This window comes from Mucilaginibacter gracilis (assembly GCF_003633615.1).
In the GTDB taxonomy this organism is placed as follows: domain Bacteria; phylum Bacteroidota; class Bacteroidia; order Sphingobacteriales; family Sphingobacteriaceae; genus Mucilaginibacter; species Mucilaginibacter gracilis.
The window spans coordinates 4,760,368-4,786,284 of record NZ_RBKU01000001.1; the positions used below are offsets into that span (position 1 = coordinate 4,760,368).

Annotated in this window: 23 protein-coding genes and 1 pseudogene; 5 read left to right on the top strand and 19 right to left on the bottom strand. The window is 44.8% G+C overall.

Translation table 11 applies throughout. The features are described 5' to 3' along the window. Window positions 1-9: 9 nt before the first annotated feature. From BDD43_RS21180 to BDD43_RS21190, 3 genes are read right to left on the bottom strand one after another with little or no spacing between them, the layout of a single operon-like run. Window positions 10-909: a hypothetical protein gene (locus BDD43_RS21180; protein ID WP_121199550.1), complete on the bottom strand. Its 900-nt coding sequence runs from the start codon at window positions 907-909 to the stop codon at window positions 10-12. Between the two features lie 23 nt (window positions 910-932). Beyond that, complete coding sequence (locus BDD43_RS21185; protein ID WP_121199551.1) at window positions 933-1,583, bottom strand: DNA/RNA non-specific endonuclease; 651 nt, start codon at window positions 1,581-1,583, stop codon at window positions 933-935. A gap of 57 nt (window positions 1,584-1,640) precedes the next feature. Further along, entirely contained in the window at window positions 1,641-2,192 is a 552-nt protein-coding gene (locus BDD43_RS21190; protein WP_121199553.1) for a hypothetical protein, read from the bottom strand. A gap of 424 nt (window positions 2,193-2,616) precedes the next feature. Between BDD43_RS21190 and BDD43_RS21195 the strand changes: the two genes are divergently transcribed. From BDD43_RS21195 to BDD43_RS21215, 5 genes and pseudogenes are all read left to right on the top strand, one after another. Further along, window positions 2,617-3,126 carry a hypothetical protein gene (locus BDD43_RS21195; protein ID WP_147425701.1) on the top strand — a complete coding sequence of 170 codons (510 nt, stop codon included), beginning with the start codon at window positions 2,617-2,619 and terminating at the stop codon, window positions 3,124-3,126. Then, window positions 3,123-3,317: pseudogene (locus BDD43_RS21200) on the top strand (DUF4134 family protein); the annotation flags it as partial. The gene BDD43_RS21195 and the pseudogene BDD43_RS21200, both read left to right, overlap by 4 nt. Beyond that, complete coding sequence (gene traM / locus BDD43_RS21205) at window positions 3,308-3,721, top strand: conjugative transposon protein TraM (RefSeq protein ID WP_121199559.1); 414 nt, start codon at window positions 3,308-3,310, stop codon at window positions 3,719-3,721. The pseudogene BDD43_RS21200 and the gene traM, both read left to right, overlap by 10 nt. Before the next feature lie 15 nt (window positions 3,722-3,736). Next, the gene (locus BDD43_RS21210; protein ID WP_121199561.1) at window positions 3,737-4,495 is read left to right on the top strand and encodes a hypothetical protein; all 759 of its coding nucleotides are present in this window, start codon (window positions 3,737-3,739) and stop codon (window positions 4,493-4,495) included. A 134-nt stretch (window positions 4,496-4,629) separates the two neighbouring features. Then, window positions 4,630-5,433, top strand: a complete 804-nt coding sequence (locus BDD43_RS21215) for a hypothetical protein (protein ID WP_211339710.1) — start codon at window positions 4,630-4,632, stop codon at window positions 5,431-5,433. A 95-nt stretch (window positions 5,434-5,528) separates the two neighbouring features. Here the strand turns inward: BDD43_RS21215 and BDD43_RS21220 are convergent, their stop codons facing one another. From BDD43_RS21220 to BDD43_RS21290, 16 genes are all read right to left on the bottom strand, one after another. Then, on the bottom strand, window positions 5,529-7,790 hold the full coding sequence (locus BDD43_RS21220) for a TonB-dependent receptor (protein WP_121199563.1): 2,262 nt from the start codon (window positions 7,788-7,790) through the stop codon (window positions 5,529-5,531). A gap of 23 nt (window positions 7,791-7,813) precedes the next feature. Then, on the bottom strand, window positions 7,814-8,905 hold the full coding sequence (locus BDD43_RS21225) for a PepSY-associated TM helix domain-containing protein (RefSeq protein WP_121199564.1): 1,092 nt from the start codon (window positions 8,903-8,905) through the stop codon (window positions 7,814-7,816). Between the two features lie 9 nt (window positions 8,906-8,914). Next, window positions 8,915-11,098 carry a TonB-dependent siderophore receptor gene (locus BDD43_RS21230; protein WP_121199566.1) on the bottom strand — a complete coding sequence of 728 codons (2,184 nt, stop codon included), beginning with the start codon at window positions 11,096-11,098 and terminating at the stop codon, window positions 8,915-8,917. A 41-nt stretch (window positions 11,099-11,139) separates the two neighbouring features. After that, window positions 11,140-11,637 carry a DUF3347 domain-containing protein gene (locus tag BDD43_RS21235; RefSeq protein WP_121199568.1) on the bottom strand — a complete coding sequence of 166 codons (498 nt, stop codon included), beginning with the start codon at window positions 11,635-11,637 and terminating at the stop codon, window positions 11,140-11,142. Between the two features lie 38 nt (window positions 11,638-11,675). Continuing rightward, window positions 11,676-12,734, bottom strand: coding sequence for a cytochrome-c peroxidase (locus BDD43_RS21240; RefSeq protein ID WP_121199569.1), 1,059 nt, complete (start codon window positions 12,732-12,734; stop codon window positions 11,676-11,678). A gap of 1 nt (window position 12,735) precedes the next feature. Beyond that, the gene (locus BDD43_RS21245; protein ID WP_121199571.1) at window positions 12,736-13,506 is read right to left on the bottom strand and encodes an MbnP family protein; all 771 of its coding nucleotides are present in this window, start codon (window positions 13,504-13,506) and stop codon (window positions 12,736-12,738) included. An 11-nt stretch (window positions 13,507-13,517) separates the two neighbouring features. Further along, window positions 13,518-13,931: a hypothetical protein gene (locus tag BDD43_RS21250; RefSeq protein ID WP_121199573.1), complete on the bottom strand. Its 414-nt coding sequence runs from the start codon at window positions 13,929-13,931 to the stop codon at window positions 13,518-13,520. Window positions 13,932-13,983: 52 nt separating this feature from the next. Further along, window positions 13,984-14,952, bottom strand: coding sequence for a DJ-1/PfpI family protein (locus BDD43_RS21255; RefSeq protein WP_121199575.1), 969 nt, complete (start codon window positions 14,950-14,952; stop codon window positions 13,984-13,986). 12 nt (window positions 14,953-14,964) lie between these two features. After that, on the bottom strand, window positions 14,965-17,322 hold the full coding sequence (locus BDD43_RS21260; RefSeq protein ID WP_121199577.1) for a TonB-dependent receptor: 2,358 nt from the start codon (window positions 17,320-17,322) through the stop codon (window positions 14,965-14,967). An 18-nt stretch (window positions 17,323-17,340) separates the two neighbouring features. Continuing rightward, window positions 17,341-18,117 (bottom strand): DJ-1/PfpI family protein, encoded by a 777-nt coding sequence (locus tag BDD43_RS21265; RefSeq protein WP_121199579.1) that lies wholly within the window; start codon window positions 18,115-18,117, stop codon window positions 17,341-17,343. 4 nt (window positions 18,118-18,121) lie between these two features. Then, window positions 18,122-20,506: a TonB-dependent receptor gene (locus BDD43_RS21270; protein WP_121199581.1), complete on the bottom strand. Its 2,385-nt coding sequence runs from the start codon at window positions 20,504-20,506 to the stop codon at window positions 18,122-18,124. 123 nt (window positions 20,507-20,629) lie between these two features. Then, window positions 20,630-21,016: a hypothetical protein gene (locus BDD43_RS21275; protein ID WP_121199583.1), complete on the bottom strand. Its 387-nt coding sequence runs from the start codon at window positions 21,014-21,016 to the stop codon at window positions 20,630-20,632. A 237-nt stretch (window positions 21,017-21,253) separates the two neighbouring features. After that, window positions 21,254-23,734, bottom strand: coding sequence for a TonB-dependent receptor (locus BDD43_RS21280; RefSeq protein WP_121199585.1), 2,481 nt, complete (start codon window positions 23,732-23,734; stop codon window positions 21,254-21,256). 149 nt (window positions 23,735-23,883) lie between these two features. Further along, window positions 23,884-24,270 carry a hypothetical protein gene (locus tag BDD43_RS21285; RefSeq protein WP_246001703.1) on the bottom strand — a complete coding sequence of 129 codons (387 nt, stop codon included), beginning with the start codon at window positions 24,268-24,270 and terminating at the stop codon, window positions 23,884-23,886. Between the two features lie 131 nt (window positions 24,271-24,401). Then, the gene (locus BDD43_RS30195; protein ID WP_162847138.1) at window positions 24,402-24,566 is read right to left on the bottom strand and encodes a hypothetical protein; all 165 of its coding nucleotides are present in this window, start codon (window positions 24,564-24,566) and stop codon (window positions 24,402-24,404) included. Window positions 24,567-24,578: 12 nt separating this feature from the next. Next, window positions 24,579-25,916: a c-type cytochrome gene (locus tag BDD43_RS21290; protein WP_121199587.1), complete on the bottom strand. Its 1,338-nt coding sequence runs from the start codon at window positions 25,914-25,916 to the stop codon at window positions 24,579-24,581. Window position 25,917 lies beyond the last annotated feature (1 nt).

Sequence of the window (25,917 nt, forward strand, 5' to 3'; positions counted from 1 at the left end):
AGGATTTAATTATTTGGTTAACGTTTTGATGTTGGTATATAGTTGATAAATTTCCGCACTATGGGTGTTGACAATATCTATAACAGCTTTTGAACTCAATTTTTCCGTTTTTAATGCTACGACTGTTTTATTATGCTCATCCTTGATCTTTTCAAGCGCTGTAATAATTTGTGATATTTGTTCCTTGTTTTTATTAAGGGTTGCCTGCTCCGCCTGGTAATCTTTAATGATGTCTATTTTCTTGCCCATATCTATTTGCTTATTAGCCAAAACAACCTGGTACTTGCCGTCTACTAACACCTTATCAGCATCAATATGGGGTAAAACTGTTTTATTGAGGATATCTATCAACGTTTGGATGCATAAAGAAACCTGACCATCATATTTAATCATCACTTCTTTCAGTTTACCTTCCCGGTAAGCGCCCATGATTTCATTCGTAAAAACCTTGGCAATACTTGATGCAGCATCGATTTTGTCGTCATTGTCAATATGAAGCTTGGTTTTTAACGCGGTCTGGTTTTTAAGATCTTTAGTAACCTCATCGAAGTTATAATTCACTAAGTCTTTATCAGACAGCTTTGATAACCCATCGAAATAAGAAGTTATGCTTGTAATGTACAGCGTGATCGCTTTATCGGCATCCATCGCCGTTTTAGGCTCATCAGCGATTACCGGTACAGTTGGAAGCGATAATACGTTGTTTGCCACATCGCCTTCAAAATTATAAGCATTCTTTTTTAATGTGTAGTCGTTATAGCTGCTCGTAAATGTATACCCGACATCATTATAACTATTGATAGTTTTAACAGCTGTTGCCGAAAAAGTATTAATGTGCTTTAAGTCAGCGCAGCTTCCGAGAACAACGCTTAGGCATATCAGGACAAAATGGATTTTTTGGAGTTTCATATGTTGTGCTTAATGGTTTAGGTTTAAAGTGTGGGTATCCCCGTTTTTTGGCGGATAACGGTGATGTCTGTATGATAATAAAAATAGTCGTGCGCATTAACATCGTCAGTATTCGGCATTAAAAATGAATCGACCACGCCGTTTTTATGACGGATAATTTTCCAGCAATATGCAGGCACCCAAACGTTATCGGGACCGATCTTTTTAACACAGCCATAACTGCCGCATTCTATTACAAGTTCATCCCCACCTTTAACCCAATTACGGCATTGATCTTCTAAATTCTTCCAGGTAATCCTGTTCAGATGGGGTAATTGTGGCGTCATGTTGGTGAAATACCAACATTTGACATTGACTTGAGATGACGCGCAGGCATCGTCAGCGGCATTAAAATTATGCCCTTGATCATAACCGGAATGCGCATAATCGGCAGTCAAATTACTTTCCTGGGCTAATTGAGGATCGGCTTGGAAACAGTTGCAGCGTTTTAAAGGCTGGGAACAACTAAGCATTTCTTTAGTCAACTTCCATACGACCTTTACGGGATATTTTGCACTATGACTCCAGGTAACTTTAAAATTGCCTTGATTGATTGTTACTGTATCGGTTGCTGCCCCCTGGCTGTAGCAATAAGTAGAATAGATACACAGGAGCATTGTTATTATTTTATTCATTACGCCATTAATTAAATAAAACAGTAAAGTTTGAAGCCGGGCTATTCGCCTGATCGGTTACTTATTTTCAGGAATTTTCAATAATGCATAAGCGCCCGAACTGATCCCGAGCAGCGTAAGGGTTTCAGGAGGAAAATTATAGAGCGTATTTTGTGTCACTACGATGGATATAAAAGCACAACCATAGATGATATTAAACACAAGTGTTTGGAATCGTGAAATACTGATACCATTTGCATCTGAAAGGATATCAGTCAAAAAGCCTACGGAAGGGTCAGTATCCTGAGTTCTGGTTATATTGGGGTCTTTACTTTGTGTTGTATCAATTACACGGCCTGCGGTTGTAGTGCCAACGACAATCCCCATCAAAATCAGCACCCCGGCATCGATTTTAGGAAGATTGTCGCTAACAATCCCGATGTAACAGATGGAGAGAAAAATGATCAGCGTCCAAAAACATAAGATTGTCCGGGCTAAGCTATATGGTTTTTGATCCGGCGAAAGTGCACTATCATCTTTTAACAGTGCGCTTAATTCTCTCATTTTGAAAAAAAGAATTAAAAAGATCAGAAATGCAGCTACGCTACAAGAGATGGTGAAGGCATACATTTGGATAAGTGTTTAAGGTGATTAACTATAATGTTAAGGCGATTAAAAATAGCTATTGATATTTAATAAAACAAATTAAAATAGATAAATTCTCATATTAACTATCTGTAATATAGTAAATTAAGTATCTCGATAAATATAAAATATTATCGAAATATATTTTACTACCAACAAATAAAATTGCTTAATCCGATCTGTCGACGTGCCAATATTATTAGCAACATTTATATACTATGCATTCCGGATAGAAAATCGGGAAAGTATCTAAGACTAAATTTTTTTTTAAGTGCATAAGAAGCTATAATAATCTTCTATTCAGGAAAAGCGCCCCCACCTGTGTCAGCGTTGTGAAATAAAAATTAGCAGCGTGCCCACTTTTGTTTTGCCGGGCAGCATGGTGCTGTCGGGTTTAAAACAAAGGACTATGTTAAACGCGATATCCTGGCAGCAATACCTCACTGCCATACTCATCTTCAGCGCAGCCTGGTATATGTATGTCGGCTTGCGCTACTACCGCACAGAACTGACCGCCTGGTTAAAGATCAAGCCGGCTGCTCAAGGCGCGGTACCTCCGGTAGCCAATCAACTGACTGTTGTCATGGGTGCGGCAAAACCCGAAACCGATACCGGCCTTTACCCGCCCGAAGAGTTGCATTTCGCGGCTGCTGAGCCCGACGATATCAGCGACCAAACACTGCCCAAAGGACCAGGCGATGACCTGCTGGCCGAAGCCATGGTACTTGTTGAGGCGTACGGAGACAATGATAACAAAACGGAATTCCTTTCGCTCTTTAAACTATTACTGGATAAATACGAAGTCTTTGCAGACGAGATCAGCCTGCCTGCCGTCATTACTCCCCTAAAGGCTTTCGCAACCAATAAACTTCCTTTTCAAATCCAGGCCAGTGAATGGCCCTTAACATTTGCATCATGAAAAAGATAACAGCAATCATCTCCCTGCTCTTGATCGCAACGGTAACGATGGCCCAGGATGGGAATGCCGGCATCAATGAAGCCACCAACCAGGTCAAAAGCTACTTCGCCACGGGTACCAACCTGATGTACGCCATAGGCGCGATTGTCGGCCTGGTGGGTGCCATCAAAGTTTATAAAAAATGGATGGCGGAGCTGTTAAATTGAAACTAACCGATAGTGTCACCCTTAAAAATCAATTATTATCCAAAGGACAGGAAATCTTTGGCATGTGCCAAGTCACCAACCAGCGGCTGCTGCTGACCATTCAGAACATACGCCTGGATAAGCAGATCATCCCGGTCAATTTAACCGTATTCAGCCTGGACGGCATGCCGGGCATACCCGCGCCGGAAGCCGAATTAGGGGGCGCGGCGGGAAATGGTGCCGATAATGCGATCCAAAGTATGCAGTTCCTGACCATGGACCAAAGCATCGGCGCACAGGCGGCGGCAGGTGGTGTGAATGCCGCCAAAAGCCTGTTCAGTAAAAAGGTAAAAAAGATCAAAGTCAAATTAAAGGACGAATACCCCGTCCTGTTAAAAATCAACCGTTAATTAAAATTAAGTATTATGAACACAGAGAATTTAAGCTACCTGCAAAAGCAACTGCTGAACCTGGGGTTTGGCGAGAAACTAAACGAACAACTGGAAAAAAACATCAAGTCAGGCAAAAAGGAGTTTATCTTAAATGCTGAACAAGAGTACAACAAGCAAAACGTGGATTATACGCTGCACTATAAAGCAGGCGACCAGAACGACATGTATTTTTTCAATAAATACGATGCCTCCTTACGGGATAAGGACATGCAGCAAACCTTTTATATCAATAAAGGGGGCGCCATTACCGCAAAAGAAGCCTATAATTTAATGGAAGGCCGGGCGGTCCACAAACAACTTGAAAACCTCGAAGGAGAAAAATATAATGCCTGGATCATTATTGACAAGGAAAACAAAACGGATAACGGTAATTATAAACTCAGGCCATTTACCGACGGCTGGAACTATAAGCCGGAACGTGCTATCGATAAACTGGATATTGTCGGAATCAATGATGAGGGGGCCAAAGAAAAACTGATCAAATCATTAGAGAAAGGCAACCGGCACCAGGTTACGGCAATGAAGGACGGTAAAGAAGTTAAATTGTATTTAGAAGCCAATCCCGCCGAACACCGGGTCAACCTCACGAATTACAAAGGCGAAGCCCAGCAACTGGAACATTACAAAAAGCCGGAACTCAGAAATGAAAATAAGAAAGATCAAAAGCAAGCGCAGGTATCGGAGGATGCGCCGGAAAAAAAGCAGCGAAAAGGCCCTAAAATGAAACCATAAAGCGTAAATTGCCTTTATCTAATGACGGACTCTTTCCGTCAATTGTGATAAGGTTTAGGTTTAAAGTCTCCGGCAGCGAGTGTTGGGGACTTTTATTTTTTTAAATACCCGCAACACTTAATTTTGCAGCTGACATGAAAGACAATTTCGGGCAGATCAAAGCGGATGTGAAACGCCTCCATACCCAGGGCGTGAACTTACTCAATGCGATGCGGGATGAGCAGTTCCCCGCACAAATGGAGCAACATTTTACCACGGTGTTAAAAAAGGATTACCAGGAATTTAAAAAAGGGCTTCCTGTTTTTAAGGCTGCATACCAGCCCTGGTATAGCGAAGCCATGGCGGTGGTAAAGATATTGCTGCCCTTGCGATACAATGACTTCTTACGCTTATATGAAAAGCCTAAAAATAGGAAGGACATCACCAAAGACAATTATGTTATCGAAGATTATCTGAGCGACACGGTGGTAACCTCAGGTTTTGATAAAAAGGTAGTTGCAGGCCCTGAGGCCGCCATACCGGCGTTTGAGCAGCAGTTCCATATCCTCGCTGCCATCATGAACATACTTGATAGTTCGCTGCTTGACATCCGGCGCGAGGTGCAGGCAAGCCTGCTCGATGCAGAATTGGACAAAGCTGCCTTTCTGGTCAAAAATAAACAATTGCGGGCGGCGGGTGCCCTGGCGGGTATCGTACTGGAAAAACACCTGGAACAGGTTTGCGAGCGAAGGCAATTGAAGATCAGCCGGAAGACGATCACCGATCTGAATGAAACACTCAAAAAAAACGAAATCATCGATTTTCCGGATTATCGGCACATCGGATTGCTGGCCGAACTCTATCAACTTTGCGTCCAGAATAAAAAACGTGAGCCTGAACCCACAGAAGTCGCCGACCTGATCAATGGTACAGATAAGGTCCTGAAGACCGTATTTTGATTCTGCGGGATCTATGCAGACTGTAGTTCAGCACCGGTAAATAACTTGCGAGATTTAGACATCTATTTAAAAACACAGATGATCATCATGCTGCACTAAAAAAAGCAACTCAAATGAAGCAGGGCTGCAAACTTCGTCCCCGGTGTAAAAGCGATCCCATCTACCGCAGACTGTCCTTTCAAACGGGTAACCGTTTCAAACTGCGTTTCTTTCCATTTGACATTGAACAGGTTGTTGACTGTTAAGCCGACTTCATATTTACGCTTGGTGTAGTTCAATATCAGGTCATTGATCAAGTACCCTTCTGCTTTTAAAGTGTAATCTTCGTTTGCCGCACGGTCGCCCAGCCAGCGGTAACGGAGACTACCGTTAAATCCATCTTTTAAAATATAGGTAATTCCGCCTGTACTGCTCCATACCGGTGCCAAAGGGATATAGTTTTCGCCTTTAGGGTCATCTAAAGACCGGCCATGCGCGTAGTTTACATCTGCATCAAAGTAAAGGGAGGTAACGGGCTGGTAACGTCCGGAGAAGTCAAAACCAATACGCTGTGTACGCCCGCTGAAATCAACCGTACCGCCGTCACCGGCATACACATATTCTTTTTGCAAATAACTGTACCATAAAGCGGCATTGAATAATAAGTTTTTCGCAGGTTTAAAAACTGTTCCCAGGTCAGCGCCGTAAGCAGCGGGCAGGGTTTGCAAACCTTTTTCAGCAACCACTACGCGGGTATCGTTGGAATGGAAACCTTTTCCCAGGAATAAATAGAACTGCGTTTTATCCGTTGCCTGGTAATAAAAGTTCAATTTCGGGCTAATTATATTATTATTGGCTGAGTAGACACCGGCACCATTTAACGTGCTGTCGCTGGCTAATTTGTTATTGTATTTATAATAGAACTGGTCAAATCTTAAACCAGCATTCAAGCTGAATTTTGGACTGAATCGGAATGTTTCGTTAATAAAAGCACCTGCCCCCAATTCCGTAATATCGCCTAACTTGAAAGGCTTGATCACTGTGAAATTATTGACCGTATTCGACAATTCTGAATTTGTCGTCATATCCAAACGGGCACTGATACCCGCTTCGGTATTGACCTTTGTATTGCCGATATACCCTTCATGCTGGTAACTGCCATTGTAGCCATAAAGGTTACGGGCTTCCTGCTGCCTGATCTCATCACCATTGATAGCATCTACCAGGAAAAAAGTAAAATTTGTATGCAGGTCAAATTTATAACGGGAATAATAAAGCTGATTTTTGATAATATCATGATTGGGTAATGTGGTCAGCAATTGTGCATTGAAGTTAGTACGGGATGTAATGCCGCCTTCGTTCGGATCAATGGCACCGTAAAATCCTACGGTTCCGTCATTCACAGCACTTTCAGGAATTTGTCCAGATGCTTTCCAGGTACTGTATAAGGTTGATGTCGAAAGCGTCAACCAGTTATTATTATTCAGTTTGCCATGATATTTGGTGAAAAAATTGAATCGTTTAAAGTGCTGCGGATTGTCAAAATAGCTATCGCTGTAACGATATTCAGTAGCCGCATACCAGGACTGGTTATTGGCTTTGGCCTTCTCACCTAAGAGGTTAACCATACCCATCAGGCGATAGGTATTGAATTGCCCTGCTTCAACCTTGACCATATTGGAACTGATCGCATTGGCCGTATTAAAATTCACAAAGCCGGTTACTGCCAGATCACCTTTCTCTGCATTGTACATGCCTTTTTGATAAGTGGTGCTCTCGATGGTTTCCGGAATGATAAAGTGGCTGTCCGCATAACCCTGGCCATGCGCCTGTGAAACCATGTTGATCGGCATCCCGTCTACGCTCATATTGATATCCGTTCCGTGGTCATTATCAAAGCCCCGCAAAAAGATTTGTTCGGCTTTACCGCCGCCCTGGTGCTGCCCGATAAACAATCCGGGTACAATGCGGAGTACTTCCTGAGAATTGGAAACGCCGCGCAGTTTGATGTCCGTTTCGCTGATGGCTTTGTAGGGGTTTCGGTTATCTGCGGTGATCACCACATCTGATAATTGCGTTTGCCGTTGCGCAAGGCTAATGGTTTGTCCATTTTTAAAATCGTCGAGCTGATAGGTTTTCTTTTGATAGCCCACTGCGGATACCGTCAGTACTTTTGTATTTCCCGCTATATTTTTGAAAAAAAATCGTCCCGTTTCGTCCGTGATGTCCGTCCTATTGTTAGGTTTTATTATAACCGTAACACCATTGATCGGCACTTGGGTTGCACTATCGATAATTTTGCCGGATAGGTTGCGCTGCTGTGCCGACAGACCGCTAATGATAAACTGTAAGCAGATAAAAAGTAAAAATTTCTTCATATTTTAAGCCGTCACGAAAATGCTCAATATTTCCGTCTGAACCATAAGATAGCGCCTGAGACCGATAAAATTCCGGGCAATAAACCTAAAACCACATAGCACCAACGGATAACGTCGCCGCCATAAGAGCCGATATGCAGATTGTAAACTTCTGTTTCAAACCGCTGATCAAAACTCTGCTTATCGATGTCGGAAAGCTTTTTAAACTTACCAGTCTGCGCATCGAACGACAATCCACTTGCCTTGCCCTGCAGCAGGAAGAAGCAGGTTGTCGGCATTAATCCCCTTACTAATACATCCGCACCTTTAGTAGTTGGAATATTCACCGCAATCGGTTTAAATCCGGGCACGATCTTTTTGGCGCTCATGATCATCGAATCGACATTGGCCGGCACGGCATAGGCAGCCTGATATTTGGGTAACTCCCATTGCTCCGGTGTGAAATACTCCTTCAGCATCCAGAACCCGGTAAAAAACAAGACAGCGGTAAAACCTAAAGACCATACCCCCAAAATACGGTGCAATGATGAAACAGCCGTACGCCTGTTCTTGAAATTCAACCCGGCTTTAAATCGCAGGGCCTGCCAGAAATGTTTACGATAAACAATGACCCCTGTTAAAAGGGAGAGCAACATGACGATGCCCATTATCGCAGTCAATAGCATACCGGGTATGCCTAACTGCAAACTGTAATGCAGCGTATATAACCACCTGAAGAAGGAAGGCGCTACATCACCATAACTACCTTCCCTGATGATCTGTCCCGTATAAGGGTTTACAAATACATAGTACAGATAATTGTCGGTCAGCTTTTGCTGCCGCTTATACAACATGAATTCGTAGCAATCCTGTTGATCTACAGGAAAATCATGTAATACCAGTTTTCTTAAGTTGGGATGTGTACGCAATACCGTCCTGTAAAGCTGGTCAGCAGGGATTGGATGTGCTGTCGGCTTAAGCTGATGCAGTTCCGGGTTAAAGTAGCGGTCCAGCTGATGCCTGAACATCAGCATGGAACCGGTGATACCATAAAGCAAAAAGAATAAACCCGCAAAGAGGCCCATCCAGCCATGCAGCTTAAATGCAATCTTAGTTAACTTCTTTTTCCAGGCCATGCTGATCTGTTAAAAGTTAAAGCCTAGATTCAGCCTCAGCTCACGCGGAGGATACGGAACATAGGCATAGGTGCCGACTGTGCCGGATGAGGGTGTGATCCAGGCACTGCCATAATTGTAGCGGTTCAGTATATTATTCACGATTGCATTAACCGAATAGCGACCGTTCGTCCACCCAAGACCTCCATCCACCCTGAAAACCGGTGCAAGTTGCAATTTCTGCAATTCATACCTTCCGGCTCGGCCTACCTGTAACTGATAACCGCTGGAAACAGAAAAACCTTTTAACGCTGCACCCGGTAGTTGATAGTTAAGCCAGGTATTTTGGATATGCTTCACCCGGAACGGGGTTGCCAGCCCTATGCGCAGCGGGTTGGCATCTTTGGAAATATAGCTGTCTGTGTAGGCGTAGTTAACCACCGCGTTGAGGCCTTTTACGATCTCGCCTTTCAAGTCGAACTCAATCCCTTTAGACAGTGTTTGGCCCAGCTGCGATTGAATATTGGTAGACGGATCTGTTACTTTAACATTATCACGTACGATGCGATAAACCGAAACCGTAGTATTCCATTTACCGCCTGCCCAGTCTTTCTTTAAGCCAGCTTCCAGGTTTTTTCCCAGCAAAGGTTTAAAAGCCTCTCCTGTGGTGGTGCTTACGCCGCTTTGCGGTGTAAAGGTTTGGTCAAACAAACCATATACCGAAAAATCAGGCATCAGGGAATAGCTTAGGCCAACTTTAGGTGTGAACGCGGTGTTATCGGTGCTGCCCAAACCTGTTGTTACCGGGTTCTTCTGCACCCCTGTATTGGAAAAAGTCAACCTTGCCGCAAACGTCAGGCGTAATTTATTATCCAATAGACCGATCTCGTCCTGTGCGTAGGCTGCCTGGTAACTGATGGATTGTTGATCTGTGGCAATGTCTGACAACTTACCGGAACGGACATTGGCATCAAAACTGATCCCGTACACCGGGTTTTTAGCATCCAATGGATACAGGGTTTGGTTAGCTGTTGGGTCATTAGATCCTGAATAGGAAAGAAAATGCTTACGGTTCACATCAATGCCGCCCAGGAAATGATGACTGATTGCTCCGGTGTTAAACTCGCCACTGATGTAAGGTTGGATGGCTAACACGTCGGTATTTAGCCGCTCGTAACTCGCCCTGCGCATAATGAGGTTAGGCTGCTGCGCGTTGTACCTCGAAACGAAGAAATAAGTGCCCTCCAAATGGTCTTTGGCGTAGGCAGCCTTTACCGTAAACCGCCAATGGCTGTTAAACTCATTATAATAATTTAGGAAACCATTATTTTCTGTTGACTGATAAGGCTTCTTGTTAGGGTCATTAATGGTAAAATCGCGGGGAAGCGAAGCAAATCCATCAGGCGCAAACACCGTGGCAAAGTACTGCTGGAAACGCTGGGTCTGGAAGATGTACTCTGCCGAAATGGATGAGTGCTTATTGATATTGTATTTCAATACCGGGTCCACGGCTACCTTATCATTAAAGTTATATTTCTGGAATGATTTATCTTTTTGCCCAACCGCATTCAACCGGTATTGCCATTTACCGGACTCGTCTAAGTTACCGTCCAGATCGGCGCTGAGCCGGTATAGATTGAAGCTACCGGCAGTAAGATTGATCTGGTTGGAGTGCGTGCCCATCGGTTGTTTGGTGAGTACGTTAAATGAACCGGCGGGATCAAACAAGCCGTTGATAAAACTGGACGGCCCTTTAATAAACTCCACCCGACCGATAATGGCGGCATCCTCCGCGCTCGGCCCGGCATAGATCATAGAAATATCCATCCCATTGCGTAAAGGCGTGATCTGAGCGCCGCGCATGTAAATATAAGGCGTATACAGGTCAGCATTATTGTTGCGCACGGCACCACTCACATTACGGGTGATACTCTCATTGATGGTAATTGCTTGCTGGTCGGCAATGACACTTTGATCAATTTCCTGGATGTTTTGAGAAAGCTTTAAAAGAGGCGTATTTACCTTCAAGGAATTGGAAGCCCTGTCTGTTTTATATTTTTTATAATACTTAGAGGTTACTGTTACTTCTTTCAGGTTATGTGTGGTCGTATCTTTTTTAGCAGATGCCGTATCTTGATTAGCAGGTTTTCTTTGCTGACCATACAAGCTGCCGGATAGTAACACTGCACCTGTTATCATTAAAAATTTATTCATTTAAAGGATCGTATATTTTGGATGGATTGGGGATGGACGGGTTATTTTTTTGCTGCTGGTAAGGTTTCAGTTACCTTGCTGCAATTGCTCATTCCCATGTAAGGGTCTTTGCCTTTATCGGTTTCGCTCAGGTAGTAGGCTTTGGTCATGGTGCAATACTGGCGGTAAAGTACTGTGTTGTTTACTTTCAGTTTTTTTACAAGGGTATACAGGTTGTTGGAAAGGCTGGCAAAGTGTTCACGCTGATGCGCGATCTTGTTGACTTCGCTGATATGCCTGCTGTCAAATTCCAGTTTAGGCAATAAGGCCGCTTCATCAGTGCTCAAACCGATTTTAGGCACTTCCCCGACAGATGCCAGTAAAGTTTTCGCTTTAGCTTCAGCAACTGTGCCGTCACCGCTGACGAGGGCGTCTTTCAGGGCCAGGTAATTGGTGATCACCGTATTCAGCGGTTTAGCCTGCGGGCTTTGCGCTTTAACAGTTAGGATGGACAGTAGGGTCATTGCCAAAAAAAGTGCTGTTGTTTTTAACGTTTTCATGTCTGTAGTTTTAAATGGTTAATTTTTTCAAATGATTGTTATTCCGGTGCCTGGAAACGTTTGTCGTTCACAAAGTCCCGGTCGGTTAAAGTTTTGAGGAATGTGATCAACTGATTTTGTTCGATTGCTGTCAGCCTGATCCCGTAAACGTTATTTTGATGTAAAGCCGGATCAAGGTTAGCGCCCGGTTTCACGCCTGCGTTGTAATGCGCTAATACTTGTTCGAGGGTTTCAAACCTGCCATCGTGCATATAAGGGCTGGTCAGCTCGATGTTTCGCAGCGAGGGCACACGGAACTTGCCACGGTCAGCTTCCAGATGCGTAATGCTGTCCCTTCCAATGTCTTCGGATTGAATATCAAGGCCGTTGCTGCGGTAAGAAAGGTCGGTGAATAGCGGTTCCTGGTGGCAGGTATTGCATTTCTGTTTAAATAACGCATAACCTGCCGTTTCCTCCGGGGAGAATGCTCCGCCGTTTTCATGCCGGATGTATTTATCGTATTTGGAACCCGCAGATACCAGCATGCTGGTGAACTGCGCCATTGCCCGGAAAACACGCTGTGAATTGATCTCCGTTGTCCCGAAGGCCGCTTTAAATAAAGGAGCATAGGCTTTGGTTTCCTGTAACCTGCTCACGATGGTATTCAGGTCAGTCGCCATTTCGCAGGGATTGGTCATGGCATTCATCGGCGAAACTTCGATATGATGCACACCGCCATCCCACATAAACTCTTTTTGCCAGGCAAGGTTAAATAAGGGCGGAGCATTTCTCGTGCCCAGGCATTCATCTACGCCGTGGCTAACCGCATGGTCAAGGTTGGCAAAAGCAGCGAAGGACTGGTGACAGTTAGCGCAGGAAATGGACTTATCTTTGGATATGATCGGATCGTAGAATAAAATCCTGCCCAACTTGAAGCCATTGCTGGTTACCGGATTGTCTTTGAAATCGTATACAGGCTTAGGAAAATTGGCAGGGACGGCGAAGCGAACGCTATCCGCTGCTATACCATAATTAATTCCCTTAAACCCATAATTGAACGCCGTGCAAATAGTAATAAAACCGAGCAATACTAAAAAGACAATTCCCTTAACCTTCATATCAGTTCTTTACTTTGGTGATCTTAAAAAGTCCGTCCGCATAGTTGTCAGCAACAATAACAGAATTAGGGCCGCCCATGGTGAAATTTAGTTTGGCAAAATCAACAGTAGTTTTACCCTGGAACAAAGCACTTGCGTTTGCGACCAGTTCCAGTTCCGGCAGTTTGCCCTCACTGATCTTTAAGGTCTTCGGAAACTTTTGCGTAAAGGTGCGGATCGTATTATTCGGGGCTTTGGCACCGCCGATATGAAAGATTAAACGGTTTTTCTTGGCGGTTGACTTCGGTGATTCCCCTTCCAGCTTGACAAAGATATAACCGCTGTTCCAGCTCCAGAACATGCCTTTGGCGGGGTCCAGCACACCGGTTTGCGCACCCGCGAAGTTCCTTGCACTATCTACGCCGATGGTGAAAGTTATGCCGGTATATTTTCCTTCGGGTATATTGGTGATCTGCTGATTGAGCGTGGTGGAATCCGCAGCGTTGATCAGGAAATAAGAATCAGGTATAGCCACCTTGTCACCGTTTTTTGCGATCAGGCTGACGTTGCTGATATAATACTTGAAGGTAGTGATCTTGAAATCGTCGCCGTTGGCATTCTTATAAAACGAAGTGGAATCGTTCAGCTTCAGGTCTTTGCCGTCAACAACATTTTTAAAATGAACAGCTAAGTTTCCTTTTTTGGCATCCTTAGTTTTTCCTTTCGGAGGATTAGCGAACGCGGTTGCTGTTATCGCAATCAAGCAGGCTAAAAAAAGTAGGTTCTTTTTCATAATGAATGGATTTAATTGAATAATCTGTTTTCTAAAGTCATAATAAAATGAGTTGCCAATTCCCTGGGGCATTTCTCTTCCTCATCAATCACCTGCCATCCGCCATCAACTTTGCGGACGCTGATGACGGGTGAATTATAATTCATATAAAAGGTGAATTGATTGCGCCCGTTCTGCCTGATGAAACCTTGCATCTGCTCGCCGCCGATGGTTAAGGTGACCTGTTCTTTTAATTGCGTTTTGATATGCCGCCTTACATGACGCTCCAACGCGCCCTGGTGGAACTGCATATCAAATGCAAGCGCATTGTTAGACCAGGAAAAGTACAGTTTACTGCCATACTTTTCCAGACCCAGGTAACTGAATATGGCTGCTGGCGTAATAGCCGATAAGGCCATTACGGATGATGTTGCGATATCTGTCATGTTAAGCTTTATAAATAAACTTTTGCGATTAGCGTCATTTCGAGTATCTCCTTTAGCGTGTATGCAGTTCGTAAGCGGTCGGATTTCTTTGAAAACCGGTTTTGCAACGTGCAGAGCAAAAGCCGATGATCTTTCCTTTGTAATGAACTGTATCGGCATAGCCAGTCAGGGCCATTCCACAAACAGGGTCTTTATCATTATCGATTTTGGCTTTTGCGGATACACTTTGTGGGTGCAGCAAAGGTTCTAAAGCACTGTTATACATCGTGCGTACACTTTCTACAATCACTTTATCTGTATTATGCTCACTGCCGCCTTTGACCGGTGGCTGCGGATCGTACTCCAGGTCGAGCATCACCGTTTGGGTATACTTTTCACCCATGATATCGTTGATTAAGCCCAAACTCATATCAATACCTGCGGAAACGCCTGCACTCGTCCAATACTTGCCGCTTTGAACATAACGTTTATCTTCTGCGGTGATCCCAAACTGGTCTTTTAATATCTGCTTACCGAACCAATGCGTAGTGGCTTCATGGCCTTTTAACAAGCCGGTCGAAGCCAGTATCCAGGCACCGGTACAAACACTGGTGGTGTATTTGGAGTGCTTATCAATGGCCTTAATCCAGTTTAATAAAGCAGTATCCTTAGTTGCGGTAAAGGTTTCGTTCAAGCCACCTGGGATCACCAGTATATCTAATTGCTTTACCTCGTTAATAGACGTATCACACTGTACTTTCATGCCCCCACCGGTGGTGATCAATCCTTTGTGACGACCCACAAAAAACACTTTAGCGCCCATGAGTTCACTTAAGACATGGTATGGCCCCATCGCATCTAACACAGCATAGTTATCATATAGCAGGATACCTACTGTCTTGATCTGCACTTTAGGTTCAGGGAGCATATCTGCCATTTGTTGTTCATGGCTTTTTGTTGTGGTAGTTGCTGTATCTTTTGGTTTGTCTTTACAAGCAGCAACCATCAAAATGAGGGTTGCTGCAAAAAATAGTCTTTTCATCAGATCTTCTATTTAAAATTTTGCTATCAAAGTCGTTCCGTAAGTTTTCGGGCTTCCCAAAAGGAAAGTGCCGAACGAGCCGTAAGCCACGTATTTTTTATCAGTGATGTTCCGCGCCCAAAAGTTCAATTCAAAGTTCTTGCTGCTGATACCAGCTTTAGCGTTGAACAAACTATAAGCCGGCTGGCTTAAACCGTTCACAAAATCAAAGTAATATTTGTCTATATAACGATATTCGCCTCGGACGAAAGCAGCTAATTTTTGTTTGCTGCCCACAAAATCATAGGTGTATTGCGCAGCCAGCATCGAGCTAACCGGCGGCGTGTTAATAGGCTGGTCGCCTTTATAATTCACAACGGCTTTCGCATCTGCACTATACAGCAACAGCGAGGAATAGCGCGCATGGGAATAACTGGCGTTCCAGTCAATTTGCAGGCCTTTTACGGGCAGGGCTGTTAGTTCCAGTTCAATACCTTTATTGTGCATTTCACCAACGTTCAGGATCAGGGCGTTAATTCCGTCCATCGCCGTGCTGATCTGCTGGTTATGCTGTTCGAGATAAAAAGCGGTCAGGTTAAATTTTAGCTTATTATCCAAAAACGTGTTTTTCCAGCCGATCTCGTAATTGTCCGAATGTTCTGGCTGGTAAGGTACTTGTGCCGGATCGGTCGCATTGGTGTTTAAGCCACCTGCACGGAATCCACGCGCATACGAACCGTAAAGCAGCATGTTGTCCTGTATTTTGTAGCTTAATACGAACTTAGGGGTCACGGCGTGAAAGCTGGCCTTATAATCCGCATTTGGGGTTAGTAAGGTTGCAGGGGCAGGATCTTTCTGATAATCGGTATATTGGCTAAGCCCGCGATTTTCGTAATCGTAACGTATGCCTGCGGTGAAGTCCAATTGGTTAGTTAGCGAATAGGTGGCCTGTCCGAAAAATGCATACCCTTTATTGTTGCCGTGGCTGTTGCCGATGGTGGTAAATGGTGCACCGGAAGTCGGGTCAAATTGCACGTAATCGGGCCCATAAAATGTCGGCGTGATCATGTGCAGATTTTGCGTAAAACCATAAGCCCCGGCTACCCATTTTAATTTGCTTGGACTTGCGGACGGTGAAGAAAGCCGGATTTCCTGTGCAAAGATATGCTGACGCTGATCAGGAGCAGTGCTAATGGCGTCCAAAGGACTGAAATCATAATCCACGCCTCTTCCTTCGTAATATTCATGCCAGTTGATATAGGATGATACTGAAGTGAAGTTGAAATCCTTGCCATAGTAATTGGCAGCCAGCGAGGTATTGAAATTGTTGCGGCGTTCCACGTTCGTATTGTTCGTGTTTACCTGGTATGGTTTTGAAAATACATCATCTATGGAGCCGACCCAGGGAAAACTGCCGCGGTCGTTGTCGTTTTCGTTTTTCACATTCAGTGCAAGTGACCATTGTTTAGACGGCAGGTAACGTAAATTAAAGTTGCCGGAATAATCCTCTCTGCGGTCAAAACCGCTTTTCGTAAACTCGTTGTAATAGATCGATCCACGGTGATTATATGTTAACGAACCGCTGGCAAACAGTTTATCTTTTACGATGGGTTCTGAAAGGCTTACCGTGTAACGCTGCTGGCCGTAATTACCGAAAGTCATTTCTGAATAGCCGGAAGGCGTGTTGCCGGGCTGTTTGGTAGTAATATTGACTACGCCACCATAGGCGTTACGCCCATATAAGGTTCCCTGCGGCCCGCGCAAGATCTCGATGCTTTGCACATCGTTGAACAAGGGCGGCGCAGAAAAGTAATCGAATTGATAAACACCATCCACATAAGTAGCAACGGCCTGCTCATTAGAAAACCCCATCACCCCACGTATGTTAAAGAAATTGGAGCTAGTGCTGTTACCGTGCTCCACCACAAATAAATTCGGTGCAATGGCTGTCAGGTTCGTGATATCCCATAAGCGATAATCCTTGATCTGTTTGGCATCTAAAGAAGTGATCGCGGCCGGTATTTTCTGGATAGCCTCCTGGCGTTTTTCAGAAGATACCGTCACCTCATTTAATTGACTGCTGCTTTCCGCCAGCTTAAAATCAAGGATCAGTACTTGGCCTTTTTTTAATTCAAGGGCTTTCAATTGCGAGGCGTAGCCGACCGCTGAAACACTGATGGTATAATTTCCACCTGCTAAATTGTTGATTCTGTATTTACCCTGGCTGTCTGATATATCGCCATAATTGGTATTGAGTAATTTAACCGTTGTTTTGACGATAGCTTCTCCGCTGGTGGTCGTAACCGTACCCTGTATTTTGCCCGATTGAGCGAATACTTTTATGCTAAAGCATAGTATGATAAGGGTTGTAAGTTTTATAAATTTTTTCATGATGTTTAGTTTAAAAGACTATTGATGTGGCATTAACATTTTAAGTTGTTCACGCATACCACGGTCAAACCTCATCCCGCCCACTGCTTCGGGCCATTCGTCGTGTTCCTTCATGGTATATTGTATAGCGCCCTCCACTAACTTTTCCATCCGGTCACCACTAAAGCGGGCAACCAGGTGAAGCGAGGCATCGATACCGGTAGTTACACCAGAAGCAGTCACCAATTTTCCATCATCCACGAAACGAACATCCTGAATCACCGTTGACTTGGGAAACTGTTTTTGCAGATCTTCTGCCTGGAAAAAATGCGTGGTTACCTTGTGTCCGTCAAATGCGCCGGTTTGGCCAACGAAATACGCCGCCGTGCAAATAGACATCAGCACCTGGGCCTTTTCTCCGTGTTGCTTGATGAAATTTAACACCGGCTGATCATAACGCATCGAGTCCGCTAAGCCTACCGAGCCGCCTGGAATAACCAAAATGTCAGGCTGCGGCATCTGATCAGGCGTGTAATCCGGCATGAACTTTAACCCGCCAGCCTGGGTAGTTACAGTTCCCGGCTTTAAGGCTACAGTATAAACATGGTACTGGCCGCCGGTCATATTACCAGCTTTAGTAAACACATCAATCGGGCCGTTCATATCACCCAGCCCAACACCATTATAAACAAAGACCGCAACATTCAGCGGCTTGTCAAATTTTTTCTGCCCCATGCGGGCATTCACCATCATTTGCGCATTCACTATCTGGTGGATGCCAATGATTACCACAATTAAGATGATCCTTTTTATCATTGCATTAGAATTTAAGAGTTAAGGTAGCCATGTATCTGCGCAGCATACCGGGAGTGATGGTTCCAAAGCCACCGTTGTAATATTTTTTGTCGCCCAGGTTATCTGCATTAACAGCAAAGCGGTAGCGCGGACGGTTGTAAAATATAGCACCGTTGAATAACGCATAACTATTCAGGTAGAATTGCCCGTTAGTCGTATTGTTAACGATCAGGTTACGGCTATAATAATTGCCGCCGAAACCGATGCCCAAACCCTGCATCGATGTGAAGGGAAGATTGTAACTGGTGTAAAAGTTAACCGTTTTGTCCGGGCCGGAATTTACGGGGCGCAGGCCATTGACCGTTCCGTTTGCAGAAGTAAGCTTACTGTCATTATAAGTAAATCCAGTATTGATAAGCAGGCCATTGACCGGGCGGGAAAACAGATCAATTTCTACCCCTCTGCTAAACTGTGTGCCTTCCTGAACGGTAAACGCCGGTCGTAAAACATCAGGCCTTAGGGTATTCTCAACTTTGATATTGTAATAGCTGATCGTAGCGCTCAACAGGTCATGAGCCAATTCGGCTTTCAGGCCACCTTCCAATTGGTTGGCATATTGGGGTTTAAACGCAGATACCGAACCATCCGGCTGGGTAGCAGGCGCTACGTTTTGAAAACCGTTGTTATAGTTACCAAACAGGGATACGTGGTCTTTCACGACCTGGTAAACCAATCCAAATTTGGGCGCAAAAGCAGTTTGGTCATAATTGCCTGTAGTGACGTTGGTGGTTGTATTGGTTGTGCCTTTGTTATTAAAACGATCAACCCTTAAACTTAACAACGCCGATAAACGGTCAGTGACGTTAATTACATCGGAAGCATAGGCTGCATAAGTATTTACTCTGGATGAAGAATAGGTAGCTGCAAGCCCATTTAATTTGTTAGCGATATTTGCCGGGCCGATCAGTTCGTAATTCGGCATAGAACGGGTAACAAACAAGGTGTCAAACGCTTTGCGGCCACCTGAGCCGGCAAGTGAATTAGACGCAAAAGCAGATGAGTTCTGGTAAAACTCCAAACCAACAACCAGGCGGTTACGTAGTTTACCCAGCTTAAAATCGCCGATAAAGTTTTGCTGGATCTGGCTGATTGTAATTAGACTAGCGGGGTAATTGGATACGTTACGTACAAGCGCACTGTCGCCTTTCAGCAATGTAAAAGTCAAATAGTTGCCGGTATTTTCCGTGCCTGTTCTGGTCAGGTTTGTTTGAGATGTCCACTGGTCGGAGATTTTGTAGTTCACCTGGCCGTAAAAGCTCCGGGCTGGGTCTTTTAACGTTACGCTGTTGTTGCCATAATAACGCGTATAGTCCAATGGTAACCGGGATGGATTGCTCGCCCATGTTTTGGTTGATCCCGGTTGTATAGGGCCTACCGGCGTGATCTGGGGTAAGGATGTCCCTTCGCGGTTGAAGAACTCCGCATCAAGCGAGAAGCTGAGGCGATCACTAGCTTTGTAGTACAAGCTTGGTGCAATGAAGGTGCTACGCAAGAAACCGGCATCCTGGAAACTACCTTCGTAGTGCTGTGCGGCGTTAACACGTAATAAAACGGTTTTGTCTTTGTTAAGCGGTGTATTGATATCTGCCGTAAAACGGTTTAAATCATAGCTGCCTCCCTGATAAGCGATCTCCACATGCGTGGTATCAAAAGGCTTTTTGGTAATGCGGTTAAGAACACCACCGAAGGATGCCAAAGTGCTGCCGAACAAAGTTCCGGATGGCCCCTTGACAGCCACCAGTTGTTCTATATTGACGATATCCGGATCCGCGGTTGAATAGCCAGATACGCCATTTCGGATATAATTGCGGGTATTAAAGCCGCGGCTGGTGTAATAAGCAGAAACGGATGACCAGGCTTTAACCACACCGGGAATGTTTTTAATGATACTGTTCAGGTCGGTAGCTGCCTGCTCAGTAATGACCTGGTTAGAGACGGTATTAATCGCCTGAGGGTTCTCGATATTGCTCAATGGCAGCCTCGCTGCAATGCTGCTCGCTTTATCCCGCTGGCGGGTCCTGCGGCTGCCAATTATTACTTCAGATAACTGCTGTGTAGCTTTATCGAGTTCGAGTGTAAGGAAATTTTTTTTACCGTTAATGACGATCAGGTTTTGTTTAGTGGCTGAATAACCGATGCCGGAAGCCACTAAGGTGTAGGTGCCCGGTTTTACATTCCGGAGCGTAAAATCACCGTTTTCCGCGGTACGTGTACCGAAATCGGTTCCCTCCAGTTTAACGCTGATATTGCTTAGGGGTCCCCCGTCGGTAGAAGTGATATTACCTTTAATAGTTTGCCCAATGCCAGGAGTAGAAAATAAAAATAGAATGATAATGTATAGAAATTTCATCAGATCGCTGTAATAGCAGAGTGTACACACAGCATATGATGCTGGTATTTAACCAATGCTTAATAAATAGGTTGATCGCACGGAATTTATAAAACCGTTAACGAAGCATTAAATGAATGGTAATTAAGCGGCCTGCTTAGGCGGTCTGAAGATGGTTGAAAGATAGCGGCTGGTATACTGATAGGTATATACCGGAAAATATTGTTCAATGCCGGTTAAAAGTACCGGTTCAGGAAAAGATAACTTAAACGGTTCATGGAAAAACGAAACCTCCAGGCGGTTCAGGTTATCCTTCGACGCTTCTTTTTTTTCGTTTTCTTCGGCTTGCCTGATTTTCTTCATGAAATAGCACTTACCGTTACAATGCAGATAAGGCCTGTTCCTGTTCTCGCAGAGGTTGCTAACGATATATTTCTTATTGAGTTCAAACCCGGCAAAAACAAAAAAGCGGGAACAGTTCGCCGTAAGCGTGGTCAGGATCAAAAGAAATATGGTTGCCTGGCGAAACATTTTACAAAGTTATAGAATATAAGCCGTTAAAGCTCTTTCAGGAAAGTATTGTATTTATTTAGAACTATTATAAATAACAACTAAAAAGCACGCACTTTTATTGAAATGGCGATCAGTTGCCGGTTAACACCCGTACCAATGACTGCAACACTATTTTTAGTTGCTCAACAAGGCATCCCGGCCTTTTCCTTTTACGATTAGGAAAAGGCCGGTGCCTGTTTTTGCCACCTGTTCCGGCTATTCTTCAGTCGTGGTTTTATGGCTGTTACTGCCAAAGGGAAAAATCAGTTTGAAGCTGATATTCCGGCCCATGTTGTAAATGCCCTGGTTTTGTTGCGTTACCGTAGCCGGTGTGCCGTTATAAGCCAGGAAGTATTGCGCCAGGTTGAGGTGGTCAGCGTAGGCCACATTGGTCAGGTTGGTGCAATTCACATAAACCGAGCAAATGGTTCTCCCGGTTTTAGGGTTAACCAAATTGGTGCCGACGCCTGCATTAAAAATGGTGTACTGCGCAGAAGGCAGTTCGGTATAAAATGCGCTGTATACATTGTTCTGCGCCCAGTCATGCTGTAAGCCAAATTTGACATAAGTGCCTTTAAAAATTGAATTATGCCCGTCATTAAACCTGAATTTAACTTCTGAGTTTAAATGCGGTGCCGGGATATAAGGCAGATGCCTGGTTGAATCTGTCTCGTTGGGAATATGAGAATAAATATAAGTGAAACCATTATCGATTTCCAGCCATTTAGTGGCTGCCGGATGGATATTCAGGAAGCCGGAAACGCCGGTGATGATCGCCGTATTGGTCGAAAGATACTGATAGATCGGGAACCCGCCGGAGAGTGAATCGGTGCGGTTGGCGAATATGAAATTGTTAATATGGTTATAAAAACCGTCCGCTTCCACGCTTACATCTTTACCATCATAGCCATATACCAGATCTACCTGGTAGCCCTGTTCGGCTTTTAAATTGCGATTACCCAGTTGCACCAGGTTGGAGCCGATATTCAACCCGTTACTGGTCAGCTCATTGATCGCCGGGGCGCGGTAACTCTTCGAAACATTCAGTTTTACATAGTTATTGCCGGGCAGTTGATAGGATGCGCCAATACTGCCCGATAGGCCATTATACTTATTATTAAAACTGCTGAATTGCACCGTAGAACCCGAGGTCCCTACAGGAACTATCCGGCCGTCAATGTTCAACGACATAGGGTCGCCTGTAAAATTGGTGTGGTCAAAGCGCAAGCCGCCACTTAGCGTCAGATCTTTAAAGTTCTTTTCTACGATGGCATAGCCGCCGATCTCAAAATTGGTATAATTGGGTATTTCATAATCAGGTACATAAGGCAATGGAGGGGCATCGCCGTTATGATGGAACTCATACATGCCGTTAACACCTGTCGTTAGCTTTAAGCCGGATTTATCATCTGCGATCTGGTATTTCAGGTTGAAAGGGATATCACCCAATATTAAGTTACCTGCGCCAACGGTGCCTGTATCAATATCATGGTGTACGCTGCGCGCAAAGCCAATATCCAATCCAATTTTGCCTTTGCCCACGTTAACACTGTTCTGCCACCAGGCCTGGTATTCGCCCAAACTTTTATCGCTGGCAATGTTGGCGTTGTAAGACAAAAAATCAGACCGTGTAGGATAGATCTTCCCGTTCTGCGGAAAATCAAACATAAAGCGGCCTGTACTGTCGCGGTTCCCATCGGGCAGTTCTATCCTGCGGTGCAGGGCGCTTAAGGTAAGGCGCGAATAACCCCATGAGCGGTTAACGCCAAGCACCAACCGCCCGTTTACCTGGTTCCAGGCGGTACCCCATACATAGCCATCTTTGGGATTAGAATAACTGTGCGCTGCTTCGCCGCTCGCCTGCAGCCCCCATACGAAACCATTATGGTTGCCAGCGATGTTTAAGGAAGTTCCCAGGTACCCATTATTGGTATGGTATTCTGTGAGCACACTGCCCACAACCGTTCCGTTTTGCGGCAGCGGGGCCGATTTGAAACTGATCACGCCGGCCTCTGCACTGGCACCATATTGCAGGGAAGCCGGCCCCCTGATCACTTCGGCACTGTGTACCGCGTAAGGATCGATCAATATGCCATGATCATCGCCCCATTGAAAATCCTCCTGCGGCAAACCATCCATCAGGGTCAATACGCGGTCAAAACCCAAACCGTTGATCTGGGGCTTGGTGGTACCTGAGCCTTCTGTCGTCGCGTTAACACCCGGTTGTGAGGAAACTAAGTCAATAGCCGTATTGGCCACACCTTCCCGGATCATTTTATTGGTGACTACCGTAATGGGGATCGTGGCGCGTTTGCGGGTAGTGGTATTACCCAAAGCTGTTACCACCACATCCGAAAGTTCGTAATTGGATGTGGATAGTTTAAAATCCACCGAGTAGGTATTACCCAGGTCTACCACTTTGGTTTCACTGGCATAACCGATAGCGCTTACCTGGATCAGGTATTCGCCCTTCGGCAGCCGTTTCAGCAAATAGTTGCCGTTTGCGTCTGTGCTGGTTGCAATTTTTAAATCGGGAATGGTAATGGTTACACCGGCTATCGGGTTGCCGGTACTTTTATCAGTGATTTTACCGGTGATTTTGCCATCGCCGGTTGTTATTTTTCCGAAAGCCGTTTGGCCAACAGAGATAATTAATAGTATAAAAAGAAAATTAAAAAATCGTAATGGAGTTTTCATATCATTTTTCTGAAAGAATGGGCGACACCCGGAAATGCATACGGGCGGCGCTTTCTTATTTAAATTCTAAATAAAAAGAGTGATCAACTGATGACGTTGTCACAGCTGAACAGGTTATTGCAGGAATTGTGGGGAGAAGCGTATATAGCTTAGACTAAAGACTTGGGCGGTCTGAAGATAGCATCTAAATACTGGCTGGTATATAGATAATTAAATTTGGTAAGGCAAATTTTATGCTTTTCTAGTAAAGAAGGTTCTAAAAACTTAACACGATAAGCTTCCTGGAAAAAACTGACTGTGATACGAAGCGAGTTACTCCGGCCGGCCTGTTTCTTTTGATGCTCTTCAGCCTGCCTGATCTTTCGCATGAAATAACATTTACCGTTGCAGTGCAGGCCGGGATTAAAACGGTTAACGCAAAGGTTTGCCGCTATATAATCCTTATTGAGTTTGAATCCCGCATAAATGAACAAAGTGGAAAAGCTCCCGGTGAAAACCGCGAGCATCAGGAGCCAGCCTATGATTCGTTTATACATGCTGCCCGCAAAGGTAGTAAGTATTTGGATTTATTGAGAAATCCAAATACCTACATTTGCCGTTTTTGTCCACCATGGACGAGGGTCAACAAAAACGGCAGCCCTGTTTCGCCAGATTTGAAAATGGGAGATCAATAAAGACCCTTAATAAATTGGTGCCCTTCATCCGTAGGATGCGGTTTTGCCACAACTTCCTGATCCTTCCGGACGGTAATGATCAGCATATAAACATCGACGATCATTTTGATCAGGATGGCCAGCAGGCCGATAACAACGGCAGTTAAAAAGAAAATCATATTCGTTTTTGTTTATTTGATGGATAAAATATATTTAGCCAGTTCCTCACGGTCTGCATCAGTTAATTGCGTCAGGGTCGGCATTTGCGGAAAGTCTGGCCGCTTCTTTCCAGGCTTCCTGATCCATGCTTCCAGCCCTTTATTATTGCCTTTGTAAATGGAAACCATCTCGGTCATCGGCGGGCCCACCAGTTTTTCATCCCTACGGTGACAACCGGCGCAGTTAGCCTGGAATAAAGCAGCCCCTCTTGCCACATTACCTAAAGCAGGGTCAAGTTCAAGTTGCGGCTGTTCTGCTACAGGATGTTCGGCGGCTTCCTTACTTAGTTTTTCAAATTCGGCTGTGCGTGCGGCCATGAGCGCCTGGTGTTTACTTAACGCATGGTTGCGGTACATTTGGCGGCTGCTGCCATAAAACAGCATATAAACCAGCATCAGACCAGCGATCCGCCTGAAATACAGATCGATCTTTTCAGGTGCCCCGGTCAGCGACAGGTAAGTATAATAGAGTGCCGCCGCCAGTAACATTCCCGCACCCGCCATTACCGCGATCACATCATAGCTGATGCCTTTAGACGGCAGACTGAATAATACGATAACGCCAAAGAAAATCTGCAGGGCTAAGCCAAGCAAGGCAATGGAATAACCGGTCTTTTTGAGCGCTGTGCGGCTAAAATCGCCTTCATAAATTTCCTCAACAGGATAATTCTTCCTGCCGTTATACCAAACGATAAAAATACCGGTAATAGCGATACAAGAGCCCAGAAATTCCAGGTAACGGGGAATCACATTAGGAAGCAGCAGGGCGCTCAAAAAGCCATGAATGGTACCCCATTTTTCAGGAAACATCATCAGGTTGACATTGACCAGGAAGATGAGCGGGATAAACAGGAAAATACCAACGGAAAGGGCCATGATTGCAATGTGGATGCGCTTGCTATCTTTAAAGGTGTACCAGGTATATTTGTGCAGGTAGGTAAGCAAAAAAGCAATGGTAACCAGCGGGATGATCATGATCCAGGCAAATCCGGTCAATGCATTGGCGGCATAAAAGTACATGGTGTATAAGGTTCCGATACTGAGCAGCGGGGCGATGCCCAGCACCACCGCGATACTCTTATTGACCGTAATGGTTTTGGCAATTTCATTGGCGAAGGTGTCAAAGCGTTTTTCTTTCAGGCCCTTGATCTCAGCCCACAGTGTAACGATACTGCCACCTACCATCAGGCTGATAAAAATAATGTGCAATAAAAAGGAAAGTACCAGTAAAACAACCAGTGCCCATTCAGGTAAAGGCAGCGGTAAGGGAATGTCTTTGGGTACGGGGGTATGGATCTGTAGTAGGGTCATA

Coding starts and splice junctions, on each gene's coding strand:
- BDD43_RS21180 (WP_121199550.1), bottom strand. CDS start 909: ATGAAACTCCAAAAAATCCATTTTGTCCTGATATGCCTAAGCGTTGTT.
- BDD43_RS21185 (WP_121199551.1), bottom strand. CDS start 1,583: ATGAATAAAATAATAACAATGCTCCTGTGTATCTATTCTACTTATTGC.
- BDD43_RS21190 (WP_121199553.1), bottom strand. CDS start 2,192: ATGTATGCCTTCACCATCTCTTGTAGCGTAGCTGCATTTCTGATCTTT.
- BDD43_RS21195 (WP_147425701.1), top strand. CDS start 2,617: ATGTTAAACGCGATATCCTGGCAGCAATACCTCACTGCCATACTCATC.
- traM (WP_121199559.1), top strand. CDS start 3,308: ATGGATGGCGGAGCTGTTAAATTGAAACTAACCGATAGTGTCACCCTT.
- BDD43_RS21210 (WP_121199561.1), top strand. CDS start 3,737: ATGAACACAGAGAATTTAAGCTACCTGCAAAAGCAACTGCTGAACCTG.
- BDD43_RS21215 (WP_211339710.1), top strand. CDS start 4,630: ATGAAAGACAATTTCGGGCAGATCAAAGCGGATGTGAAACGCCTCCAT.
- BDD43_RS21220 (WP_121199563.1), bottom strand. CDS start 7,790: ATGAAGAAATTTTTACTTTTTATCTGCTTACAGTTTATCATTAGCGGT.
- BDD43_RS21225 (WP_121199564.1), bottom strand. CDS start 8,905: ATGGCCTGGAAAAAGAAGTTAACTAAGATTGCATTTAAGCTGCATGGC.
- BDD43_RS21230 (WP_121199566.1), bottom strand. CDS start 11,098: ATGAATAAATTTTTAATGATAACAGGTGCAGTGTTACTATCCGGCAGC.
- BDD43_RS21235 (WP_121199568.1), bottom strand. CDS start 11,637: ATGAAAACGTTAAAAACAACAGCACTTTTTTTGGCAATGACCCTACTG.
- BDD43_RS21240 (WP_121199569.1), bottom strand. CDS start 12,734: ATGAAGGTTAAGGGAATTGTCTTTTTAGTATTGCTCGGTTTTATTACT.
- BDD43_RS21245 (WP_121199571.1), bottom strand. CDS start 13,506: ATGAAAAAGAACCTACTTTTTTTAGCCTGCTTGATTGCGATAACAGCA.
- BDD43_RS21250 (WP_121199573.1), bottom strand. CDS start 13,931: ATGACAGATATCGCAACATCATCCGTAATGGCCTTATCGGCTATTACG.
- BDD43_RS21255 (WP_121199575.1), bottom strand. CDS start 14,952: ATGAAAAGACTATTTTTTGCAGCAACCCTCATTTTGATGGTTGCTGCT.
- BDD43_RS21260 (WP_121199577.1), bottom strand. CDS start 17,322: ATGAAAAAATTTATAAAACTTACAACCCTTATCATACTATGCTTTAGC.
- BDD43_RS21265 (WP_121199579.1), bottom strand. CDS start 18,117: ATGATAAAAAGGATCATCTTAATTGTGGTAATCATTGGCATCCACCAG.
- BDD43_RS21270 (WP_121199581.1), bottom strand. CDS start 20,506: ATGAAATTTCTATACATTATCATTCTATTTTTATTTTCTACTCCTGGC.
- BDD43_RS21275 (WP_121199583.1), bottom strand. CDS start 21,016: ATGTTTCGCCAGGCAACCATATTTCTTTTGATCCTGACCACGCTTACG.
- BDD43_RS21280 (WP_121199585.1), bottom strand. CDS start 23,734: ATGAAAACTCCATTACGATTTTTTAATTTTCTTTTTATACTATTAATT.
- BDD43_RS21285 (WP_246001703.1), bottom strand. CDS start 24,270: ATGTATAAACGAATCATAGGCTGGCTCCTGATGCTCGCGGTTTTCACC.
- BDD43_RS30195 (WP_162847138.1), bottom strand. CDS start 24,566: ATGATTTTCTTTTTAACTGCCGTTGTTATCGGCCTGCTGGCCATCCTG.
- BDD43_RS21290 (WP_121199587.1), bottom strand. CDS start 25,916: ATGACCCTACTACAGATCCATACCCCCGTACCCAAAGACATTCCCTTA.